The following is a 21418-nucleotide window of genomic DNA, read 5'->3' as shown; positions in this document are numbered from 1 at the left end:
ATGTTCGGGTTCCTGAAAAAGCGCAGAGAAGCGAAAAAACTCGCGAAGTTCCTGACCGAAGTGAGAGTGCGCCGCCATGCCGACGACGACCTGCTTTCGGCGGAGCAGCGCGCCGGACTCGACGCATTGATCGCCGAAACGGCGCAGGTCCGGCCGGCGGACGCGGCGGCGTTTCTGGAGACGGCGGTGCCGAAATACCACCGGATCGCCCCGCTGTACCGCCACTTCCAGATCCGGGCGTTTCTGGATCTGCTGCTGGTGGTCGGGGCGGTGGCGTTCGGCATCCGGGGGCTGTTTTTCCAGCCGTTCCGGATTCCGACCAGCAGTATGCAGCCGACGCTGTACGGCATCCACTTTCTGGACCGGGAGAACGCATCCAACCCGGTGCTGGGCAAGTTGCCGAATCCGCTCAACTGGCTGCTCTTTTCCGCCCGTCCGGCGAAGCTGGAGATTCAGTCGCCCGGCGAGCTTGACCTGAATTCGCTGACCAGTCAGGGCAATTTTCTCTCCGATTCCACCGGTTTCCGGATCGGCGGCACCCGGTATTCGCTGCCCGGCGACATCCGCAAGGTCGAGGAGTACAGCAACCTCGAAGCCGGGAAAAGCTACGCGAAGGGCGACCTGCTCTGCGACGGTTTCCTGTCGCTGGGGGATCATCTGTTCGTCGAACGGTTCAGCATCTACCTGGCCCCGCTGAAACGGGGCGACGTGATCGTGTTCAACACGGACGGGCTGACCGTGGACGGCCGCCGGCTCGCCGATGCGAGCGGCTTCTACTACATCAAACGGCTGGTCGGCCTGCCCGGCGACACGTTGAAAATCGTCGGCAACCAGCTCTATGTGAAGCCGCAGGGAGCGAAGGTGTTCAAAAAGATTCAGGAGATCGCGCCCGCGTTTGAAAAAATCTACTCCGGCAAGGGGGGCTATCAGGGCCACCTGAACCACATGGGCAGATATCTGGCGACGCCCGGCGAGGAGTTCAAGCTCGGGCCGGACCGGTATTTCATGATGGGGGACAATTCCAGCTTCAGCCTCGACAGCCGCTTTTTCGGCGCGGTTCCGCGCGAGAATCTGGTCGGCAAGGCGTGGATCGTTTTCTGGCCCTTTACCCGTCGCTGGGGCTGGGTCGACCGGCAGGGGCCGATCGATGCGCCGACCGGCGAACCGGAGCGCGGCACCTTCAAAGTGATGTACCGTCAATAACCTTACAATACAATAAAGAGGACAGGGAACCATGAAACATCTTTCACTTACCGCCGGACAGATCGCCGAAATGGTCAAAGGCACCCTCAAGGGAGCTGCCGACCGGGTCATCACCAGCGTTTCGGGCATCAAGGATGCCAAAGCCGACCAGCTCTCTTTCGTCGGCAACAAGAAATACCAGCATCAGCTCGAAAGCACGGAGGCCGGCGTCGTACTGGTCTGCGCCGATCTGGCCGGGGAATCCACTGAAAACCGTTCGCTGATCGTCTGTGAAAACGTCGACCACGCCTTTGCGACGGTGGTCGGCATGTTCGCCGAGGAACCGCCGGCGTGGGAAGCCGGCGTCCACCCCTCCGCCGTGGTCGCCGCGGACGTGAAGTTCGGCGAGGGCGTCTCTGTCGGCGCGAACGCCGTGATCGAAGCCGGGGCTGAAATCGGCAACGGCGTGCGGATCGGCGCGGGCTGCTACATCGGCCATCAGGTCAAAATCGGCGACGGCACCATGCTTTATCCGAATGTGACCGTGATGTACCGCTGCACCATCGGCCGCAAGTGCATCCTGCACCCCGGCGTGGTGATCGGCGGCGACGGTTTCGGCTTTATTCCGGGCAAGCAGGGATTGGTCAAGGTGCCGCAGACGGGCATCGTGCAGATCGACGACGATGTCGAAATCGGTGCGAACACCACCGTCGACCGCGCCCGGTTCGGCAAGACCTGGATCAAAAGCAATGTGAAAATCGACAATCAGGTGATGATCGCGCACAACGTGGTGATCGGCGAAAGCTCGATTCTCGTCGCCCAGTGCGGCATCGCCGGCAGCGCCGAAATCGGCCGCGGCGTGGTCCTCGCCGCGAAGGCGGGCGTGAACGGCCATATCACCCTCGGCGACGGTGTGCAGGTCGCTGGGACCAGCGGCGTGGTCAAGAGCCTTCCCGCCGGTGCGATTGCGCTCGGAACCCCGGCGGAATCCCAGCGCGAATTCATGGCCCGCTTCACGCTGCCGAGCCGCTTCGAGAAGCTGAATACGAAGTTCAAGGAACTGACCAGAGAGGTCGAAGAGCTCAAAGCTGCGCTCAAGAAGTAACAGAGGGGGAGTGCCTCCGGCGGTCCGGGGCGCTTCGCCCCCGGGACCCCCGACCGGCAAGGTGCCGGTGCCGGATACGGTTTCGAGTTTTTTGCTACGCAAAAATCTCAAAAACGAGGTTTATAATGGGTTGAATTGCCTTGTCGGAGTGACGGCGGCGGTATCTTGCTGCCGTCATGCGCCTGTTTTTTAAACGGCAAATTTTTCTCCTGCGCCTCGTCTTTGAAGGCAGAATGATGACTTTGGAGTGCGGAACTTCAGTTCCGCTTTTCAATCGCATTTCGGTCTTTACCGGGATGGATATTTCGTATTGTCGCTGGTCCGAAAACGATCTGCGAGCTGATATTTTTCGATCGACGGCATCATGCCGGACTGAAAAGCGGAACTGAAGTTCCGCACTTCAACGTGGCCGGTGTGATGGAGTACTGCTGGAAAATGAAACGATTCTGCCTTACAACTTTATTCCTCCTGTTTTTCCTCGGCGCATACGCCGCCGAGGAAAAAGCCGACCCGTTGCGGGAAAAGGCGCAGCAGGGGGATGTGGAAGCGCAGTTGAAACTGGGCGACGAATTTTTCTTCGGCCGGAACCGGCCGCGCAATCCGACGGTGGCGGCCTACTGGTTCCGGCAGGCCGCGGAGCAGGGAAGCGCGGCGGGGCTGTACAACCTCGGCGTCTGTCAGGAACAGGGATGGGGAATCGGCCGCAGCCGGGCTTCGGCTTATCTTTCATTTGAAAAGGCGGCGCAGGCCGGTCTGCCTGCGGCGAGGATGCGCCGGGCGATCCTGCTGTTTCGCGGAGTTGCGCCGGAAAAGACCGATTCGGGGGAGTTGCCGGGAGTCACCGCCTCTCCCGTAAAGGCGGCGGAGCTGCTGCGCGAACTGATCCGGGAGGGGGTCGCTCCGGCCCGGTTTGAGCTGGCGAACCTGTTCTTTTCAGAGGCGGGGCTGCGGCGGGAACATGCGAATGAGATCCGGGAACTGCTGGAAAAAGCCTGTGAACCGGCCGAGGCGGACCCGGCGGCGCTGCTGCTGCTTTCCGACTGCTACCGGGACGGCATCGGCGGCCTGATCGATTTGAAATGCTCCGCCGACTGCCTGGAGCGGGCGGTCGGTCAGGGCAGCCCGGAGGGGATGGCCCGGTATGCGGAGCTGCTTGATTACGGACTGGGGCGTCCGATCGACCGGCAACGGGCGTTCGAGCTGTCGAAACAGGCGGCGGAGGCGGGTTCGCCGCGCGGCCAACTGCGGCTCGGCGATTACTATTTGCAGGGAGAGTTCATCACCCATGATCCGGTCGCGGCGGTGGAGTGCTTCCGCAAGGCGGCGGAGCAGGGGTATCCTCCGGCCTTCCTGAAATTGGGCAACGCCTATTCCGAGGGGATCGGTGTGGAAAAAGACCTGGAACGGGCGTTTGAGGAGTACGGCAAGGCGGCCCGCGCGGGCGATGCGGCGGCACAGTACCGTTTCGGGCGCTGTTATCTCGACGGAACCGGCGTCGCCGCCGATCCGGCCGGGGCGGTGTTCTGGTTCAGGAACGCGGTGGGGCGCGGCAATCTGGATGCGATGCGTGAACTCGGACTCTGCCTCTTGACCGGTCGCGGCGTGAAAGTTAACCGCCCTGAAGGCGCCCGGCTGCTTCAGGCCGCTGCGGCGGCGGGGGACGCCGAGGCCCGCGAGCTGCTGAGCCGTCAATAATCCGTCACTTGTCCGTCATTTTTATAAGAATTTGGAGAATAGCAGGTTGTAATTTTACCAGTTGATCAGCGGCAAATAGGGGATCGGGCTGTTCTGCGAATAGTTCAGCAAGCCGATCTGGAAGCCCTTTCCGGCTTTCTGGTTGATCAGGCCGATCTGGAAGGCGCACTCTTTCCCGGCGAGGTTTTCGAGGCCGATCTGCGTCAGCACACCGTCCGTTTCCGGAGAAATTTCGGCTTCTTTGAGTTCACTCTCTTTCAGGACCATGCCGGATACGTTGAAAGGGGCGATCTGGAGCCCGCTGCCTTCCGCGGTCAGTGCGGCCAGTCCGGAAACCTGAACGCCGCGAAGCTGCCGGGTCATCGCTCCCATCCCGGCAACCTGAATTCCCGCCATATCGGTACAGGCTGCCACCAGTCCGCCGGTCTGGAGGCCGCGCGTGGCCAGCGATCCGCTCGCCAATATGCCGATCTGTCCGGTGGCTGTTCCCTCTGGGGCCTGATTCACCATCGCAATCTGCAGGCCGGTCTGGTTGCGCGTATTGCCGAACCAGCCGATATGGATTCCGTAGATGTCGCAATGTTCGTACTCCTCGCCGAGCAGGCTGAAGATCAGGCCGCCCCGGAAGGACGGTTCGCTTTCCGCCGGCCGGCCGGAGAGGATCAGTCCGGCGTCGCCGTTTTGCCCGTTTATGATGACCGGGAAGAAAATTCCGGTCGCGGGGGGCAGGCAGATGATGGTCTCATCGTTTTTCGTTTCCGGCGTTTGTTCCGCGGTTTCCGAGGGGGCGGGGGCCTCTGTCACTGTCGTTTCCGGCTCCCGGGGGGCCGCCGCCAGCGCCAGCCCGGCCAGCGCGGCGATCAGGATCATACTTTTTTTCAGCATCGTCGATTCTCCTCAAGATTGATGTTCTGAATGTACATTATCCCCGGAACCGTTTTTTTCAAGTTTGCATTTTCAATGGAAAGCCATTACATTGAATAGCGAGGTGAAATCATGGCGGACACGGAATCCATCAAAGAGCTGTTTCTGCGGCGGCTGCAGAAGGTGTTGTCGATCGTCAGCCTTGCAACGGTTGTGCTGCTGCTGCTCCAGGTGACGACCGGAATCGCGGGGCCGGAGTGGTTCCGGCTCTATCTCTTTCCGGTGCTGCTCTCCGCCGCGGTCGGCTACCTGACCAACTACATCGCGATCGAAATGCTGTTCAAGCCCTATGAGCGCCGGGAGTTCCACTGGATCCGGCTGGCGACTTTCGGGCTGTGGCGGCAGGGGATGGTGCCGGCCAACAAGGATAAGATCGGCCGGGTGCTGGGTGAGGAGATCCCGCAGCGGCTGCTGAACCCGGAGGCGATTTCAGCCGAGCTTTGCGAAACCGCCGCCGACTTCACCTCCAACCCCGCTTTCATCGAACGGATCCGGAAATCGGTGCAGGTTCTGCTGAACCACCATAAGGAGCGGATCGCCGCCTTTCTGGTTCCGCAGATCCAAAGCTCGCTGAAAGAGGCGCTCCGGGAAAACTTCACCGCCGCCAATCTCCAGCTTTTCTGGGACCGGGTGCTGGCGCGTTGGCTGGACCGTCCCGAGAACCGCCAGCTGCTTTCCGCCGGAATCGTCTCCGGGCTCAAAGCCAAATCGCCGGAGCTTTGCGAACTGCTGCGCCGGACGATGCACGACGGCGTGCGCGACTATGTGAATACGCGGCTGCCGTTCCTGCCGCGTTCCGGCGAATTCGCCGCCGGGTTCGTCGCCTATCTGGACTGGGACGACATCCGGCGGCAGGTCGAACGCAAACTGGAGGACCCCTCGCTGCAGGAGTTGATCGGCTCCGAGCTGGCGCATCAGTCGGAACGTTTCCGGGCATGGATCGCCTCGCCCGAATCCGAACCGCAGATCGAAGGCTTCCTGAACGGCACCCGGGTGAAGCTGGAACATTTCCTGCGCGACTACCTGCAGCGCGTCATTCCGGCGACCGCCGACCAGATTCTGAACTCCGAAGCGCTGTGGGACTGGGTGAAGAATGAACTCCTGCCGCAGGTTCAGCAGCATCTCAACTACTGGCTCCGGAACAACGGCAAGCGGCTGGTGATCGAAAAGCTCGATCTCTCCAGGCGGATCGAAAATTCGATCCGCGAACAGGATGTCCGCGAATTTCACGCGATGATCAACGCCGTCGCCGCCGAACATCTCGGCGCGATTCAGGTGCTCGGTTACGTGCTCGGCTTCGTGATCGGCCTCTTTCAGGTCGTCGCGGGCTTCCGTTGAATGTTGTGACGATTCGCCGGGGGGGAAGCCTGCCGTTTTGAAGGCAGGCGGGTCTTACGGCCTTGCGGCCTCCAGACCTTGTGCGCATAGCGCACAAGTTGCCTCCGGCGGGCAAGGCGCTTCGCCCTTGCAACCCGACCGGGTAGCACCCGGTGGCATATACCGCCGCCAGACCTGATAAACTGATAGATGATAACCGGGAGGCGAAGCGCCCCCGGCCGCCGGAGGCATCTCCCGGTCAGTTCCAGGAGGTGAAGTGGCGTTTGACGACTTCCGCGGCGGGTTTGGCGCGGCGGTATTCGTCGAAGGTTCCCTTGTTGTTGAAGGCGCGGGGACGGCCGAGCGCGCGCGGCGCCGCATAGGTGCGGCCGTCGCAGAACTGCCACAGTGCGAGACCGTTCAGGCGCGGATGCGATGCGAAGTAACGGCAGACCTCGTCGAGGTAGTCGGCCTGATAGCCCTCCGACCAGAAGGAGTTCAGGGGATCGCGCCAGCCGTAGATGGCTCCCGCGCCGATTTCGCTGAGGATCACCGGCTTGTCGATGCGGTCGGGCGTGGCGAGCTTCGAGAGGATCAGGTCCAGTTCTTCGGCGATGCGGCTGAGCGGACGCGGCGCGCCGTCGGGATCGTCGTACCAGCCGGGATAGGTGTTGAAGCTGATCACGTCGTAGGCGTCGAGGCAGCGGCTCTCCTTGATGTGCATGGTGGCCATGGTCAGCGGGCGGCTGCGGTCTTCCTCACGGATCACGGCGGCGAGTTCGCGCATCAGAGATTCGCCGGTTTCGTGGTTGTCGCCGCCTTCGTTCATGAAGCCCCACAGGATCACCGACGGGTGGTTACAGCTGTTGCAGACCATCCGGCGGGTCTGGATTTTCTGGAGTTCGCGGAATTTCGGGTCCTGCTGGACTTCGAGCCGGTCGCCCCAGCCGAGGGATTCCTCCCAGACCAGCATCCCGAGCTGGTCGCACAGGTCGAGGAACCGCTGGCTCTGCGGATAGTGGCAGCCGCGCACGAAGTTGCAGCCGAGGTCGCGCATCAACTGCAGGTCGGCGATCTGCAGTTCGGGCGGCATGGCCGGGCCGAACTGGGGATGGGCGTCGTGGCGGTTGTAGCCGTAGAGGCGGAGCGGCTCGCCGTTCAGCAGGATCTGCCCTCTGGCGGCGGTGACGGTGCGGATGCCGAAGCGTTCGACGATCGCGTCGGAGGAGGATTCCAGCCGGACCGTGTGCAGCTGCGGAGCTGCCGGAGTCCAGAGCTGCCCTCCCGGAACGGCCAGTTCCAGTTCGAAGCGGTCGCCGTGCCAGACCGGTTCCACCGGTTGCGGTTCCGCGCCGTCGAAGCCGAGCCGCAGCGGTGTGGAACCGCCGGCCATACGCCCTTCGAGACGTACCCGGCGCGCCGCCGGATCGACGGTGGTGACCCGAACCCGATCGAACCGGGAGCCCTGCGGCAACGTGAAGAGTTCCAGCGAACGGTAAATGCCGCCGTACCCGTAGAAGTCGTAGAAGACCGAGAAAAGCGGCGAATCCTGAAAATTCAGCCGGTTGTCGATCAGCAGGACCAGCCGGTGCGTACCGGCCGGACCGGATTCAAATTTGTATTCCACCTGGGAATAAGGAAGCTCGTCGATGCCGATTTCAGTATTGTCCCACAGGATGCGGCCGCGCAGGCCGAGCGCGCCGAGGCGCAGCAGCAGCAGAGATTCGTCGGCAAGTTCGACGGTGATCCGGTAGGCGGCGACGCCCCGTTTGCCCGCGTAACGCGGGGAGGCGTCGAAACAGCCCGGCACCGGCATCAGGTCGTCGTACCGGATTGCGGCGGCATCGATCTTCTCCAGCGACGGCACCCCGTCGCCGAGGAACGCGAACTCATGAATTCCATCGAGATTCAGCAGCGTCCGGGCAGGATAATGAGGATAAGCGGTGGTTGACATGATGGCAGCTCCTTATCATAATTGGTTGTTTATACGAATAAGCGAATCGGCATAAAACTGGCCCCGCCGGTGAAGCGGGGCTTATTTTGTTTACTCCGCGTCAATGCGGGTCACGAGTCCCTTCAGGTAGAAGCCTTCGGGAACGGCGAGCGAGACCGGATGGTCGGGGGCCTGTTCGAGATGGCGGACCAGCCGGGCGCGGACGCCGGCGTCGAGCGCCGCATCGGCGGTGATCTTCTGGAACAACTCCGGCGTCATCAGCCCGGAACAGGAGAAGTTGAAGAGCAGCCCGCCCGGATTCAGCAGCCGGTAGCCGAGCCGTGCAATGTCCTGATAGGCGCGGCAGCCGCGCACCAGCGCCTTCTGCGATTCGATGAATTTCGGCGGGTCGAGAATCACCAAGTCGAATTTGCGGCCCTCCTCGACGAGCCTGCGCAGCTCGGTGAACACGTCGGCGGTGCGGTTTTCATAGCGTTCCGGCTTGATCCTGTTCATTTCGAGGTTGTGGGCGGCCTGCTTCAGCGCGGGGGCGGAGGAGTCGATGTTGATCACATGTTCGGCTCCCGCCAGCAGCGCGGAAACCGCGAAAGCGCCGGTGTAGCTGAAAGCGTTCAATACGGTGCGGCCGTCCGCATAAGCGGCCACCACGGCGCGGGCGCACCGCTGGTCGAAATAGAAACCGCTCTTCTGCCCGTGGCGGACGTCGACCGCGAACCGGGCGCCGTTCTCCTCGATGATGACCGGATTCGGCGGCTGGGCGCCGTACAGCAGGCCGCTGCGTTCGGCAAGCCCCTCCTTGGCGCGGACGCTGACGTCGGAACGCTCATAGATGGAAGCCGCGCCGGTGATTTCGGCCAGCAGTTTCACGATGGTGTCGCGGTGGAATTCGATACCGGCGGAGGTGATCTGGATCACCAGCACTCCGGCGTAGCGGTCTACGACCAGTCCCGGCAGTCCGTCGGCTTCGGAGTTGATCAGCCGGCAGCCCCCTTTCGGATCGTCGAGCTTCAGGAAGTGGCGGTATTCCACGGCGGCCTTGATCCGGCGGGCGAAAAACGCCTCGTCGATCTGTTCGTCGCGGTCGAAGGTCCAGACCCGGGCGATCAGCTGGGAATCGGGGGAATAGGCGGCACGGGCCAGAAAGTTGTTTTTGGCGTCGAAAACTTCAACGGTTTCGCCCGGAGCCGCTTCGCCGGGGTAGTCGGCGACCGCGCCGGAGAAGATCCAGACGTGGCGGCGCAACAGGGATTTTTCACGGCCGGGATTGAGTTTCAGGAATTTGTTTTCCAATGGATTGCCTCAGTATGTAATGAATATGGTTATTTCAGCTGCCGGATCTCTTCGATGAATTCGTCGACGTCCTGGAATTTGCGGTAGACCGATGCGAAGCGAACGTAGGCGACCTGATCGGTGCCGCGGAGCCGCTCCATGACCCGGCGGCCGATTTCGCTGCTGGCGACCTCTTTGTCGAAATCCCGCAGCAGCGAGGTGGCGACCTCCTCGACGGCCTTGTCGACATCGTCCGGAGTGACCGGGCGCTTGTAGCAGGCGTTCGCGATGCCGCGGCGCAGCTTGTCGCGGTCGAATTCCTCCCGGTCGCCGGTCCGCTTGACCACCTTCAACTCTTCGGGGATGATTCCCTCGATGGTGGTGTAACGGTAACCGCAGGAGAGGCATTCGCGGCGGCGGCGGACGCCCGCGCCCTCTTTGACCGCCCGGGAATCGACGACCTTGTCATCCAGGCAAGCACATTTCGGACAACGCATGGATCACTCCTCCTGATGAATCAGTTCAAGGAACGCGAACGGGTCGATCACCATGCCGGCGAAAGCGGGAGCCTTCTCCCACTGACCGGCGAGGTATTGCACATTCCGGGTGAAATCGGTCCAGTCCCGGCGGCGGAGAGCGCCGGCGGTCACCGAAGTATGGTTGGCCAGGCTGAGCTGCACAATCACACTCTCTTTCTGCCGGGTCTCCTGCAGTTCGAGGTTGACCGCCTGAACCGCTTCGCTCGCCTTGTTGCCGCTGTTCTGGAGCAACACCCGGGTGCGTCCCGGCGCGATCGCGAGGAAGTCGCCGACCTTGCCGACGGAAATCTTTCCTTCGGCGGCCAGTTGGTGGTAGAAGTCGGGCACGCCGACGGTCAGCGGCAGGTCTCCGAGCAGGACGGCGATCTCCCGGAGCTGGTTGAAAGTGTATTTCATCAGCATGTCGTTGTCCAGCCCCGGACCGAAGGTTTTCGGGCTCCAGGCGTACATCAGGTGTTTGGGCCGGTTGACGTTGGCGGTGGTGAATTCATGCGGGGCGACGACGACGGTAAGGCCCGCGATCCGGTCGGTTTCTGGGAGACCGTTGTTGAAATCGACGATTTTCTCCGCCATCTCCGGCAGGGTGGTCTTTTCCGGGATCAGGGGGCGCACCAGCGAACCGCCGCGAAAGACGCGGAAATAAGCGTCCTGCCGGATCACCAGGTCGACCGGCAGCCGGGCGCGTCCGGCCGCGGCGAGGAAATTCTCCAGCCGGCCGTCCAGATCGGACTTGAGCGGGATGTGGTAATAGACGTGGTTGAAACCGAAACCGCGCAGCCGGGCGACCAGCGCATCCGGGTCGGCGTCATCGTCGACGGTCATCAGCTCCGGATGGAGCGCCACGCCGGACAAGGCAAGCGAAACGGTGGCGGTCCTGAACTCCTCCGCCCGTTTCCGCATGGTTTCGGAATCGGCTTTCCGGCTGGAGTCGAAGTAGCGGGTTTTGATTTCGCGTGAAGCGCAGCCGGCCAGCAGCAACAGGCCGAACAGCGTCGTCAACACAGCCGGAATCAAATTTTTCAAAAAAAACATCAGATTTCTCCATATTATGTATTGAAATAAAGTACATTACAAAGTTTATTAATTCAACCCCCGATTTCCGGCGCGTGTCCAAAAATCGCGAATTCTGCCGGGTGAACAGGGGCGAACGGCAACCATTTAGCGTGAGACTGTGAAATATGAGCATTGAAAACCTGCGGACCGGAATCGATGAAATCGACTCCGAGATCATCCGTCTGCTGAACCGGCGCTGTGAACTGGCCCGGCAGATCGGAGCCTGGAAGCATGAAAACAACCTGCCGATCTACGTGCCGGAACGCGAACAGCAACTGCTGGACCGCCTGGCCGATCACAACCCCGGCCCCCTCGACCGGGACTCCCTGATCGCGATCTACCGCGAAATCATGTCCGCCGCAATCAAACTTGAACAGCCGATGAATATCGCATTTCTGGGGCCGGAGGGTACTTTTTCGCATCAGGCGGTGCTGGAAAAATTCGGCCGCGGCGTGACCTGCCAGCCGGTTCCGACCATCGCCGACGTGTTCAGCGCCGTCGAAGCCGGGCGCGCCGACTACGGCATGGTGCCGGTAGAAAATACCACCGAGGGTGTGGTCAACCCGACCCTCGACTCCCTGACGGAGGCGAACGTCAGAATCGTGGCTGAGTTCAACCTGCCGGTCCATCTCTTGCTCTACAGCGCCAGTCCGTTGTCGGAAATCCGCTGCGTGTACAGCCATCAGCAGCCGCTCGGCCAGTGCCGTGAATATCTCCGGGCCAATTTGCCCAACGCGACCCTGATCGAAGTGACCAGCACCACCCGCGCCGTCGAGCTCGCCGAGCGGGAGCGCGATGCCGCCGCAATCTCCGGCAAACTCGCCGGGGACAACACCGACCTGCCGGTCGTCGCGGAAAACATCGAGGACAATCTGCGCAATATCACCCGGTTCCTGGTGATCGGCAAGCAGGAAAACAAACCGACCGGGGATGACAAGACCAGCATGTGTTTTGCGTTCCACGACCGGGCGGGGGCGCTGTACGATGCGTTGCGTCCGTTCCGCAACCATAACATTTCGATGACCATGATCGAGAGCCGCCCGTTGAAGAGCGGCCACTGGGAGTACAACTTTTTCGTCGATATCCGCGGCCACATCAGCGATCCTGAAGTCGCGGCGGCGTGCGCCGAACTCAAGTCGGATTGCTCGTTCTTCAAGGTGTTCGGCAGCTATCCGCGCATTCAGAACTGAGCTGGCGGCGTGGAGTCTTTTGAGTGGAGCTGTTTGGACGGCGGAGTGGTTTTGAGGCGCGGGAGGCGGGGAAGCCTGCGGTTTGCCGACCTTGTGCGCTACGCAGCCTGATTTCCAATCAGGCTCCGGTAGCTGGGCGCTTCGCGGCGGTGAGGTACCGCTGCCGTGACTGTCTCCGGCGGGCAAGGCGCTTCGCCCTTGCAACCCGACCGGGGGGCACCCGGTGGCAAGTACCGCCCATAGAGTAAACTCAAACCATTATAAAGTAACCCCGGTTTTGAATTTTTACGCAGTAAAAATTCAAAACCGTACCCGGCGCCGGCACCTTGCCGGTCGGGGGGCCGGGGGGCGGAGCGCCCCCGGTGGGGTCCGGGGCAACGCCCCGGCCGCCGGAAGCAAATTGTGCAAAGCAGGAGGAGCGGGAGATGCCGATTCGGGATCAGCAGAAGGTGAGGCGCGCGGCGGCGGCCGGGCGTTTCTATGAAGGAGACGCGTTGAGCCTGCGCCGCCGCATGGCGGAGACGGAGGCGGGATTGCCGCCGGAAGTCCCGGCCGGGAAGACGGTGCGCGGTTGTGTGCTGCCGCATGCGGGTTACATGTTTTCACTGGGAGTGGCGATGGAGACGCTGCGGGCGGCGCGGCATTGCGGCTGTTCGAAGGTGGTGCTGCTCGGGCCGTCGCATTACGTCGGCTTTCGCGGTATCGCTGCTGCCACTTTCACGAGCTGGCGGACGCCGTTCGGCGACCTGTCCACCGCAACGGATCTGCTCGATGTGCTGGAGGCGGAACGCAATCCGCTGGTGATGGTGAACGATGACGCCCACATCAACGAACATTCGCTGGAAGTGCAGTTTCCGCTGATTCAATATTTTTTCGATGCGCCGGTGGTGCTGCCGCTGGTGGTGGGCGGGATTTCGGCGGAGGATGCGCAGAGCCTCGGAGCGGCGCTGGCGAAGCTGGATGCGCCCGATGTGCTGTGGCTGATCAGTTCGGACTTTACCCATTACGGCAGGAAATTCCGTTATACGCCGTTCGGTGAGAGTGCTGATCCGGCGGAACTGAACCGGCTGGACCGCGAGGCGGCGGAGCTGATCGCGGCGCGGGACCTGACGGGATTCGTGAAGTTTCTGGGGCGTACCGGTGCGACGATCTGCGGCGCGCACCCGATCGCGATCTATCTGGCGATGCTGGACCGGCTTGATCCGGAGAGGACGGTCCGGGGACGCGTGGCGGCGATGGCCGATTCGGGCGCGGTCAGCGGCGACTACCGCACGGTGGTCGACTATGCGGGAATTGTGTTTGAAAAGGCGTGACAATTCCTTTGTTACAATTTCTGTATTTCTTGATTTTCAACGGTTACGGCTGTATATTTGTAAGATGTGCAATTTTTGAATATACAGGAGTGAACAGCCGAATATGAGCAGCGAATCCAGACGTTGGGCGATCAGGGACATTGCAGCCGACCCCGAACCGTGCCGGGTGAATTTCCAGGCGGCGGAGCGCCCCGAGGAAAGCTACGGCGAAGATGTGTTCAACCTGGCGTCCATGAAGGAGTTCCTGCCGAGCGCGGTCTATGAGAAGCTGTTGAAAACCGTCCGGGAACGCGCGCCGCTGGACGCCGCGATCGCCGGGGACGTCGCCCACGCGATGAAGGAGTGGGCGATCGCGAAGGGCGCGACCCATTACACCCACTGGTTCCAGCCGCTGACCGGCGGAACCGCCGAAAAGCACGACGCGTTTCTGGAGCCGGAAGGCGAAGGGGCGATTCTGAAATTTTCCGGCAAGAATCTGGTGGTGGGCGAATCCGACGCGTCGAGTTTCCCGTCGGGCGGGCTGCGTTCGACCTTCGAGGCGCGCGGCTATACCGCGTGGGATCCGACCAGCCCGGCTTTCATCAAGAAGAATAAATTCGGCGCGACGCTCTGCATCCCGACCGCGTTCTGCAGTTATACCGGCGAGGCGCTGGACAAAAAGACGCCGCTGCTGCGTTCGATCAAGGCGCTGTCGGAACAGATCGAACGGCTGCTGAAGGTGTTCGGCGTCGAAGACGGCGGTACGCCGGAGGTCACGCTCGGGGCCGAGCAGGAGTATTTTCTGGTGGACCGGCGGCTCTACACCTGCCGTCCCGACCTGATCCAGACCGGGCGCACGCTGTTCGGTGCGCCGCCTCCGAAACACCAGCAGCTCGACGACCACTACTACGGCGCGATCAAGCCGCGGGTGCTGGCGTTTATGACCGAGGTGGACCAGACGCTGTGGCGGCTGGGGATTCCGGCCAAGACCCGCCACAACGAGGCGGCTCCGGCGCAGTTTGAAATCGCGTCGGTGTTCGAGGAGCTGAATCTCGCCTGCGACCATAACATGCTGGTGATGGATGTGTTGCGCGAAACCGCCGATCGGCACGGTTTCGTCTGCCTGATGCACGAGAAGCCGTTCGACGGAGTCAACGGCTCGGGCAAGCACAACAACTGGTCGTTCGGCACGAATAAGATCAATCTGCTGAATCCGGGCAAGGATCCGCTGCGCAACGCGATGTTCCTGACCACGATCGCGGCGGTGATCCAGGCGATCGACCGGCACGGCGAGCTGCTGCGCATGGCGACCGCGAATTCCGGCAACAGTTACCGGCTGGGCGCGAATGAAGCGCCGCCGCCGATCATTTCGATCTATCTGGGCGATCAGCTGACGGCGGTGATCGACGAACTGGAATCCGGTTCGGCCGGTCCGGCGAAAAAGGGGCACGCGATGCAGATCTGCGTGGATACGCTGCCGCCGCTGCCGCAGGACGCGACCGACCGGAACCGCACCAGCCCGTTCGCGTATACCGGCAATAAGTTTGAATTCCGTTCGCCGGGTTCGAGCCAGTCCTGTTCGGGACCGAATGTGATCCTGAATACGATCGTGGCGGAATCGCTCGACGAGATTCTTTCCGAGTTGGAGCAGGTGCCGGAGGAGAAGTTCAGCGACGCATTGCAGGCATTGCTGAAGCGGGTGTTGAAGGCGCACCGGCGGATCATCTTCAACGGCGACAACTACTGCACCGACTGGGTGGCGGAGGCGGAGCGGCGGGGGCTGCCGATCCTGCGTTCGGTGCCGGAGGCGCTCAAGACGATCCTGAAGCCGGAGAGCGTGGCGATGTTCCGCAAGTACGGCGTGTTCACGGAGGCGGAGCTGAGGTCGCGCTATGAGGTTTACTACGAGGATTTCAAGACGCGCAGCCGGATCGAGGGCGAACTGGCGCTGATCATGGCGCGGACCGTGATCAACCCGGCGGTGGTCAGGCACCTGAAACAGATCGGGGCCGCCGCCGGAGCGGCGACGGTTCCGGCATTGGATGCGGAGCTGGAAGTGGCCGGTTCGCTGTACGGGGAGCTGACGAAAGCGGAAGCGGCGTTGGAAGAGGTGTTGCCGACGGGAGACCCGGAGCTGATCCGGGCAAGACAGGCGGAGCTGCGCAAGCTGGTGGACCGGCTGGAAAAGGTGGTGGACGACGAATTGTGGCCGCTGCCGAAGTACCGCGAACTCCTTTTCATCTATTGAAGAACAACAGGGAACAGCCGCGCGGCGTTTCCGAATGAACATCCGGTAACCCGGGAGGGAAGGAATGACGCACTTCAAATTCTTTGCGATTGCCGGGGATATCGCCCATCTCGCCGCCTGGGGCGTCTGGGTGATTCTTTCCTTTACCGTGTTGAAGCTCAAGGAAATCAATCCTGCCGCGCAGGGAACCGGATTGCTCCATTTGTATGTTCCCGCCGCAATCGTGATACTGTTGCTGACGGCCGACCTGATCCGGATTGCGGGAACCGAAAACAAGGTCCGGATCGCATGGCCGAACCTGCTGGTCAAAATCATTTCGGTTCTGGCGCTGTGCTATTCGCTGTGGTGGCTGATGGCTCCCGCGCTGCGGCAGATCTGGGGCGTGACGGAGTGACGGTATGCACGTGCAGACCCATATTCTGAGCGGCTGGCTGGCCGGCAATCTGGTTCCTGCCTTCGGGCCGCGCGAACGGTTTTTCTGCATGCTTGCCGCTTCGCTTTCCGATCTTGACGGCCTGTCGCTGCTGGGCGGCTGGGAGTGTTATTATGACTATCATCATGTCCTGGCGCACAACCTGCCGTTTGCGGTGGTGCTGGCCGGGGGGCTGGCGTTCTTTTCGCAGTCGCGCGTGACGGCATTCATCGTTTACTTCCTGCTGGCGCACCTGCATTTGCTGCTGGACCTTTTCGGTTCCGGGGAGGGGTGGTATTTTGAATACCTGTGGCCGTTCAGCCGACTGCGGGTCGGCACCGGATATGCGTGGGAGTTTTACTCCTGGCAGAATCTGACGGCCGGCGCGCTGCTGATTGTGCTGACGGTTCTGGTGGTTTACTGGAAAAAGCGGACGTTTTTGGAATATCCGATGCCGAAACTGGATCGCGAGCTGGTCGCATGGTTCGAGGCACACCGTCCGGGGAGCGTTCCATAGGAAAATGGGACGTCCCCGGTCGTCTGGTATATTGAGTGCTTACCACCGATAGTATCGATAGGGATCGTCGGCAGCTTCGGGCTTATCCGTATAGAAATTATAACGGTTTTGAGTTTTCAGGGACGGTATCCCGAGGATTCCGCCGGTATCCCGCAGATCATTGCAAAGCACAACCAGAACGTTGCGCCCGGCTTTCAGGCTGCCCGGTTTCAACTTGAAGTCGCGGGAGAATTGCCAGTAGTCGTCCGGCCGGTTTCCCGCGGTAATTTCTCCGAGAAAATTGTCGTTCAGCCAGACCCATGATTCATCGTCGACCGCGCCGATGAAAAGCTCATAATCATCTGCCGGGAGATTCTCCGGCAGGTTGAATTCAAGACGGTACCAGAAATATCCGTGATAGTTCGTCAGTTTCGCGAACTGGGACTGAAATGTTCCGGGCACCGAAACCTTCCGCCAGCTTTTATCCGGGGTGAAATCCGAGCGGAACCAGCCGCTGTTATGACCGGTCTTTCCGGGATCGGGGATGCCGAGCCATTGGTCGTTGGGGAGCGGCAGCGATAGGTTTCCCTTCACTCCATCCAGCAGATCGAAGAGACCGGTATCGGATGGGGCGCCGAGATTGGCGAGCAGGCGGGACGTAAGGAAAGTTGTCCGGCGGAGCGTGGTACGATTGTAAAACTCTTTTCCGTCGAATTTCCAGGCAGGCAGCTGCATGGCGACAAAGCTTCCCCGGCCGATGCGGTGTACGGCAAGCGCCCGTCCTCCGGGATTGGTTGCCGGGAAGCCGTCAAATTGCATTTTGCCGCGCCAGTGAAGTTCAGCCTGACCTACCCCGGTGAATTCCGGATAATCCCTGAGCCCGGCCGCATAATCGGAAACAAAATTGCCGGATTCCAACTGAAAAACACCGGGCAGGACCGCTTCCAACTCCGTTGCGCCAAGTCCGAGCGCCAGAACATTCGCTCCGGCTTCGACTGCATTCGAAAGCTGTGGGACTTTCGCTCCGGGGCCGAGCACAAGCAAGGCATTTTCCGGCAGCTTCCCGGCATAGGCGTGAAATGGGACTTTCAACGATGCGAGCAGGGCCTCTCCCTCCGGCGCGCCCGCATAGAAAACGATGCGTTCCGGCGGAATCTCCGCCCGATCCAGACGGGAAAGAGCTTTCAGGAAGAAATCCTCCGCCTGCGGTTCGCATTCAGTCCGTCCGGTCGCCGCAAGCTGACAGAAAAGAATCCGTCCTTTTCCCTCCCGGAATTCCGCCAGCGGCGTGTATTGCAGGTCAAATCCGCATTGCAGCAGCGGGTTCCAATTCCCTATGGCCGGTTTTTCCAGCGGAACCTGCGTGACGCAGCCGCGGTTTCCCGCCCGCCACACCCGGGTATTGTCGAAGCCGTTCCAATTCCATTTCGGATTGGTGGCCTCGAAAGCCGGAACTTCAAGATAAGGGGGCAGCAAAGTGGCGCTGCCGCGCCAATCGCGCGCAACTGCATACTCGTCATTCAACGGAAAAACTTCCCGGTATCCCTGTTCCGTCCCGCGAAGTCCAAGCCGGTTCAGGCTGCCGATGCTCTGTTCCAGTACCATCAGCTTCAGGCCGGCTTTCAGCCTGCCGGAGAGATGCAGGGGCAGACGGTCCAGAGCGCGGCGTCCGAGGATCAGCAGTTCGACGCCCGCCAGATCCGCATCGGATTTTACGGTGCGGAATCCGATTTTCCCGCGTTCCAGCAGCGCGGCGGCGCTGCCGTCAGGATCGAATAAGCCGACGACGGAGTTGATCCGGGGGTATTCCGGCGGCAGAACCGTAAGCTCCAACCGATCTTGGCGATTGCTGCCGTCAGGGAAAGAGATATCGGCTTCCAGCACCGGTTTCCCGCTGAAATCGGCGGGAATTGTGAAGGAAACCGGAACTTCGCCGCGCTCTCCCGGGGCGACCGACACACTTCCGTTCTGTTTGAGATGCAGGGACGGCACCCGCCACTCCCAGCGTATATCGGCGTCCCGCCGGCTGTCATTCAGCAGCATCAACGACTTATCGACGGTTTCACCGGGGCGGAATTGATGGCTGTTTTCGGTGAACTCTCCGATTTTTCCGGCGATCCAGCCGAGATATTCAGTAAAATTCTCGGCGATCGGCAGGCCGGTCTGCGACAACCGGTAGCTGCCGAAGGGATTGTTGATATGCTCTCCGCGGTTGAGCAGTTCGTCGGGAACGATTCCGGGGCGTTTCAGGTTATGGAAACGCTCCGGGTTGTTGCCGATGCCCGCTCTCCGGCCCTCCCACTCCCAGAAAGTGAATTGGTCCCACGGCAGGATGCCGGATATCCCCCGGGCGCGCATATCGCGGAAGTTCCGCCTCGCATAATAATTGCGGACACGGTTCACATCCGCAATCCGGTTCAGCGGGCCGTTGCCGCCCAGGGTGTGAAACAGGACCGGCCGGTTCCCCTTGACCAGCTTTTCCTGAAGTTCGTAATATGAGGTCTTGGCCGGTTCGGCGCGATACGCTTCCTCGCCGAGGATGGCGGCATTGAACTCGTTGACCCAGATGCACTGCACGCCGGGGCTGCGCCAGATGAAGGCGGGGCCCCGGTAACTGGACCAGCTCGCCACATGGGGAATCCCCCATTCGACGAACATCACCGGCATCGTGCCGTATTTTTCCCAGTGTTCCAGCCAGTCGCTCCGTTCCTGGCGCGGGGCCCAGTTCAGATAACAGTTCAATGTATAGACATCACCGAGGTTGCCGCTTTGATGATGGTAGACCGGGCGGGAGGAATCCAGGCTTTTGACGAGTTTTTCGGCAAGCATGGCCTGGGCTCGTCCCGGAAACGTTCCCGGAACGACGGCATCTTCCGGGCGGTAGGCCGTTCCGAGCCGTTCCGGGTTCTGATCTCCGGAGTACCCCATCGCATTGTGGTTCATCACAAACATAACCACGCCCGGTACATTCCAGTAACGCCGGATCAGATGTTCCGCCTGACGCCGATAACTTTCGGCCTGCGCCGGATCGAACAGATTCGTTTTAAAATCCTTTACGTGGGGAAGTGTCAATGTGGTCAGCATTCCTTGTTTTGAGGTCAGCTTATGAAAACCGTCCGGATAAGAGAATATGCCGGGAGCGAAGCTGTAATTCCAGCCGATCAGGCAGTTCACGCCGAATTGCCGGGCGGATTTCACCAGATGGCCGATCCGGCCGGGCGAAGCGAAATCAGGCTCCTGCGGGGCTCTGGTAACCAGCATGCGCAAATGGATCTTCCTGCCGTTCAGGTAGAAATCGCGGCCGTTGACGGAAAATTCCCGGAAACCGAATTCCTGGGGAAGAAACGCGTCAAGCAATTCGTCGTGACCGGTAAGAAGACGGAGCTTTGCCGTATACAGATTTTCGGGAGTATCCGTGTCCCACTGCAGCGGGTCATTCCATTTCCCGGAGAAACGGTGGCGGAAGTTTTTTCCTCCTTCCGTCCGGAACGGTTCTGAAGTGAAGCATTTTACAACTTTGTTCCCCGCAGTGATTTCCGCTTCCAGCCGGTATCGGCCGGCGGGAAGATCGGCGAAGCCGGTATCAAAAGTGATCTCCCGATGTTTTACGGAGGTGATTACATGCACATCCGCAACGGCGGCCATCATCGGACGCGATTCCAGATAGAGATCGCCGGTGATTCCCCGGTTCTGCAACTGCCCTTTCTCCGTGATCAGGCGGTTCTGGGCCATGAAGGTCGTCAGTACCTCCGGCCGGGCGCTGACCAGAAGGGAGACCGTGTGCTTTTGACCGGGGATCAGCCGTCCGGACAGGTCCAGTTCTCCGCCCGGATAATAGAGTTCGCCGGCCTCCGTTCCATCCACGAATACTTTTGCGCAGCTTTGAATCAGATCGGCATTCAGCAGAATCCGGCGTCCTTTCCAGGAGGCGGGCACCGTGATGGTGCGCCGGTACCAGGCGCTGTTGAGATTGGCCGCATCCAGCTTGTGCAATGCAAGCGAAGAGAGATAAAATTTCATTCCGTTTGGATATGACGGCCAGGAGCCGGGGACTTTGAAGTATCCCCAGCCGCTTCCGTCCGCAGGGAAGCGGGCGGGGCTTTCGCCGTGAAAAACCGGCCGGAAACTCCATAATCCGTTCAGGCAGATCCGTTCCCGCGTCGGCGTGGTCAGTTTCTGCGCGTCATCCAGAGTGAACAGTGCTTCCTGATCGGAACCATCCGGCGGCGGGGCATCCATATTTGCCTCTTCCGGGAAGCGGAGGGCTTCCAGCCGCAGGTTGCGGATTTTCACCTTGCCGGCTGTCCCGAAATTGGCCGGGGTAAATCTCAATGTAGCCGCGCCTTCCGGGACCTGATAAAGCCGGTCGCAATCCAGCCAGCCGGATGTTCCGGAAGCGGAAAAGACGCGCGGCCATTCTCCGACCGCCTTTCCCTGTCTGTCGTAAAAACGCATGGCCATCCTGCCGTCCTGCCAGTTTGCTTTTCCGCGCCTGACGCCTTTGACCTGCATCCTGCCGCTGAGCCGGACCAATTTGGCGTCAGGTTCGATCGGCAGGGAAAAGCCGAGCTGGCGTTCCGCTCCTTCAAGCGTCAGATTCACCAAGCCGTTTCGGATTTCTACTGTTATGCCGTCGCCCGCCCGGTCGCAGCGCAATGACCCCTCCGGGGCAATCAGCAAATTGGCGGCGGCAAGCAGCGATCCGATTCCGGATACAAGAACTGTGAACCAATATTTCATCT

The 21418-nt window shown here is 61.0% G+C and carries 15 protein-coding genes; 9 read left to right on the top strand and 6 right to left on the bottom strand.

The window, feature by feature from the left end; translation table 11 throughout:
• The 3 genes from lepB (at position 1) to C8D82_RS14945 (ending at position 3982) form a co-directional block, all read left to right on the top strand.
• A complete protein-coding gene (gene lepB, locus C8D82_RS14955) occupies positions 1 to 1203 on the top strand; it encodes a signal peptidase I (RefSeq protein WP_116885085.1) in 1203 nt (400 codons plus the stop codon).
• Positions 1204 to 1234: 31 nt separating this feature from the next.
• Complete coding sequence (gene lpxD / locus C8D82_RS14950) at positions 1235 to 2287, top strand: UDP-3-O-(3-hydroxymyristoyl)glucosamine N-acyltransferase (protein WP_116885084.1); 1053 nt, start codon at positions 1235 to 1237, stop codon at positions 2285 to 2287.
• Between the two features lie 435 nt (positions 2288 to 2722).
• Positions 2723 to 3982 carry a tetratricopeptide repeat protein gene (locus tag C8D82_RS14945; protein ID WP_165833106.1) on the top strand — a complete coding sequence of 420 codons (1260 nt, stop codon included), beginning with the start codon at positions 2723 to 2725 and terminating at the stop codon, positions 3980 to 3982.
• Positions 3983 to 4036: 54 nt separating this feature from the next.
• Here C8D82_RS14945 and C8D82_RS14940 read toward each other — a convergent pair whose 3' ends face one another.
• Entirely contained in the window at positions 4037 to 4867 is an 831-nt protein-coding gene (locus C8D82_RS14940) for a hypothetical protein (protein ID WP_116885082.1), read from the bottom strand.
• Positions 4868 to 4978: 111 nt separating this feature from the next.
• Here C8D82_RS14940 and C8D82_RS14935 point away from each other — a divergent pair, with 111 nt between their 5' ends.
• A complete protein-coding gene (locus C8D82_RS14935; RefSeq protein ID WP_116885081.1) occupies positions 4979 to 6244 on the top strand; it encodes a DUF445 domain-containing protein in 1266 nt (421 codons plus the stop codon).
• A gap of 238 nt (positions 6245 to 6482) precedes the next feature.
• Here C8D82_RS14935 and C8D82_RS14930 read toward each other — a convergent pair whose 3' ends face one another.
• From C8D82_RS14930 to C8D82_RS14915, 4 genes are all read right to left on the bottom strand, one after another.
• Positions 6483 to 8177 carry a glycoside hydrolase family 2 protein gene (locus C8D82_RS14930; RefSeq protein ID WP_116885080.1) on the bottom strand — a complete coding sequence of 565 codons (1695 nt, stop codon included), beginning with the start codon at positions 8175 to 8177 and terminating at the stop codon, positions 6483 to 6485.
• 90 nt (positions 8178 to 8267) lie between these two features.
• A complete protein-coding gene (locus C8D82_RS14925; RefSeq protein ID WP_207776145.1) occupies positions 8268 to 9467 on the bottom strand; it encodes a class I SAM-dependent rRNA methyltransferase in 1200 nt (399 codons plus the stop codon).
• A gap of 29 nt (positions 9468 to 9496) precedes the next feature.
• Positions 9497 to 9943 (bottom strand): transcriptional regulator NrdR, encoded by a 447-nt coding sequence (gene nrdR, locus C8D82_RS14920; RefSeq protein ID WP_116885079.1) that lies wholly within the window; start codon positions 9941 to 9943, stop codon positions 9497 to 9499.
• Positions 9944 to 9946: 3 nt separating this feature from the next.
• Positions 9947 to 11017, bottom strand: coding sequence for a hypothetical protein (locus C8D82_RS14915; protein ID WP_116885078.1), 1071 nt, complete (start codon positions 11015 to 11017; stop codon positions 9947 to 9949).
• Positions 11018 to 11163: 146 nt separating this feature from the next.
• On the opposite strand from C8D82_RS14915, the gene pheA reads away from it, so the two are divergent.
• The 5 genes from pheA (at position 11164) to C8D82_RS14890 (ending at position 16697) form a co-directional block, all read left to right on the top strand.
• Entirely contained in the window at positions 11164 to 12228 is a 1065-nt protein-coding gene (gene pheA / locus C8D82_RS14910) for a prephenate dehydratase (protein ID WP_116885077.1), read from the top strand.
• A gap of 425 nt (positions 12229 to 12653) precedes the next feature.
• Positions 12654 to 13541, top strand: coding sequence for an AmmeMemoRadiSam system protein B (gene amrB / locus C8D82_RS14905; protein ID WP_116885076.1), 888 nt, complete (start codon positions 12654 to 12656; stop codon positions 13539 to 13541).
• A gap of 103 nt (positions 13542 to 13644) precedes the next feature.
• Complete coding sequence (locus C8D82_RS14900; RefSeq protein ID WP_116885075.1) at positions 13645 to 15768, top strand: glutamine synthetase III family protein; 2124 nt, start codon at positions 13645 to 13647, stop codon at positions 15766 to 15768.
• A gap of 64 nt (positions 15769 to 15832) precedes the next feature.
• Positions 15833 to 16162 carry a hypothetical protein gene (locus tag C8D82_RS14895; protein WP_116885074.1) on the top strand — a complete coding sequence of 110 codons (330 nt, stop codon included), beginning with the start codon at positions 15833 to 15835 and terminating at the stop codon, positions 16160 to 16162.
• Positions 16163 to 16166: 4 nt separating this feature from the next.
• Positions 16167 to 16697, top strand: coding sequence for a metal-dependent hydrolase (locus C8D82_RS14890; RefSeq protein WP_116885073.1), 531 nt, complete (start codon positions 16167 to 16169; stop codon positions 16695 to 16697).
• Positions 16698 to 16736: 39 nt separating this feature from the next.
• Here the strand turns inward: C8D82_RS14890 and C8D82_RS14885 are convergent, their stop codons facing one another.
• On the bottom strand, positions 16737 to 21416 hold the full coding sequence (locus C8D82_RS14885) for a beta galactosidase jelly roll domain-containing protein (protein ID WP_116885072.1): 4680 nt from the start codon (positions 21414 to 21416) through the stop codon (positions 16737 to 16739).
• Positions 21417 to 21418: the final 2 nt, after the last annotated feature.

This window comes from Victivallis vadensis, from assembly GCF_003096415.1.
GTDB classification, from domain to species: domain Bacteria; phylum Verrucomicrobiota; class Lentisphaeria; order Victivallales; family Victivallaceae; genus Victivallis; species Victivallis vadensis.
The sequence above is the reverse complement of the archived record's forward strand: the minus strand, read 5'-3'. Positions and strand labels throughout refer to the sequence as shown.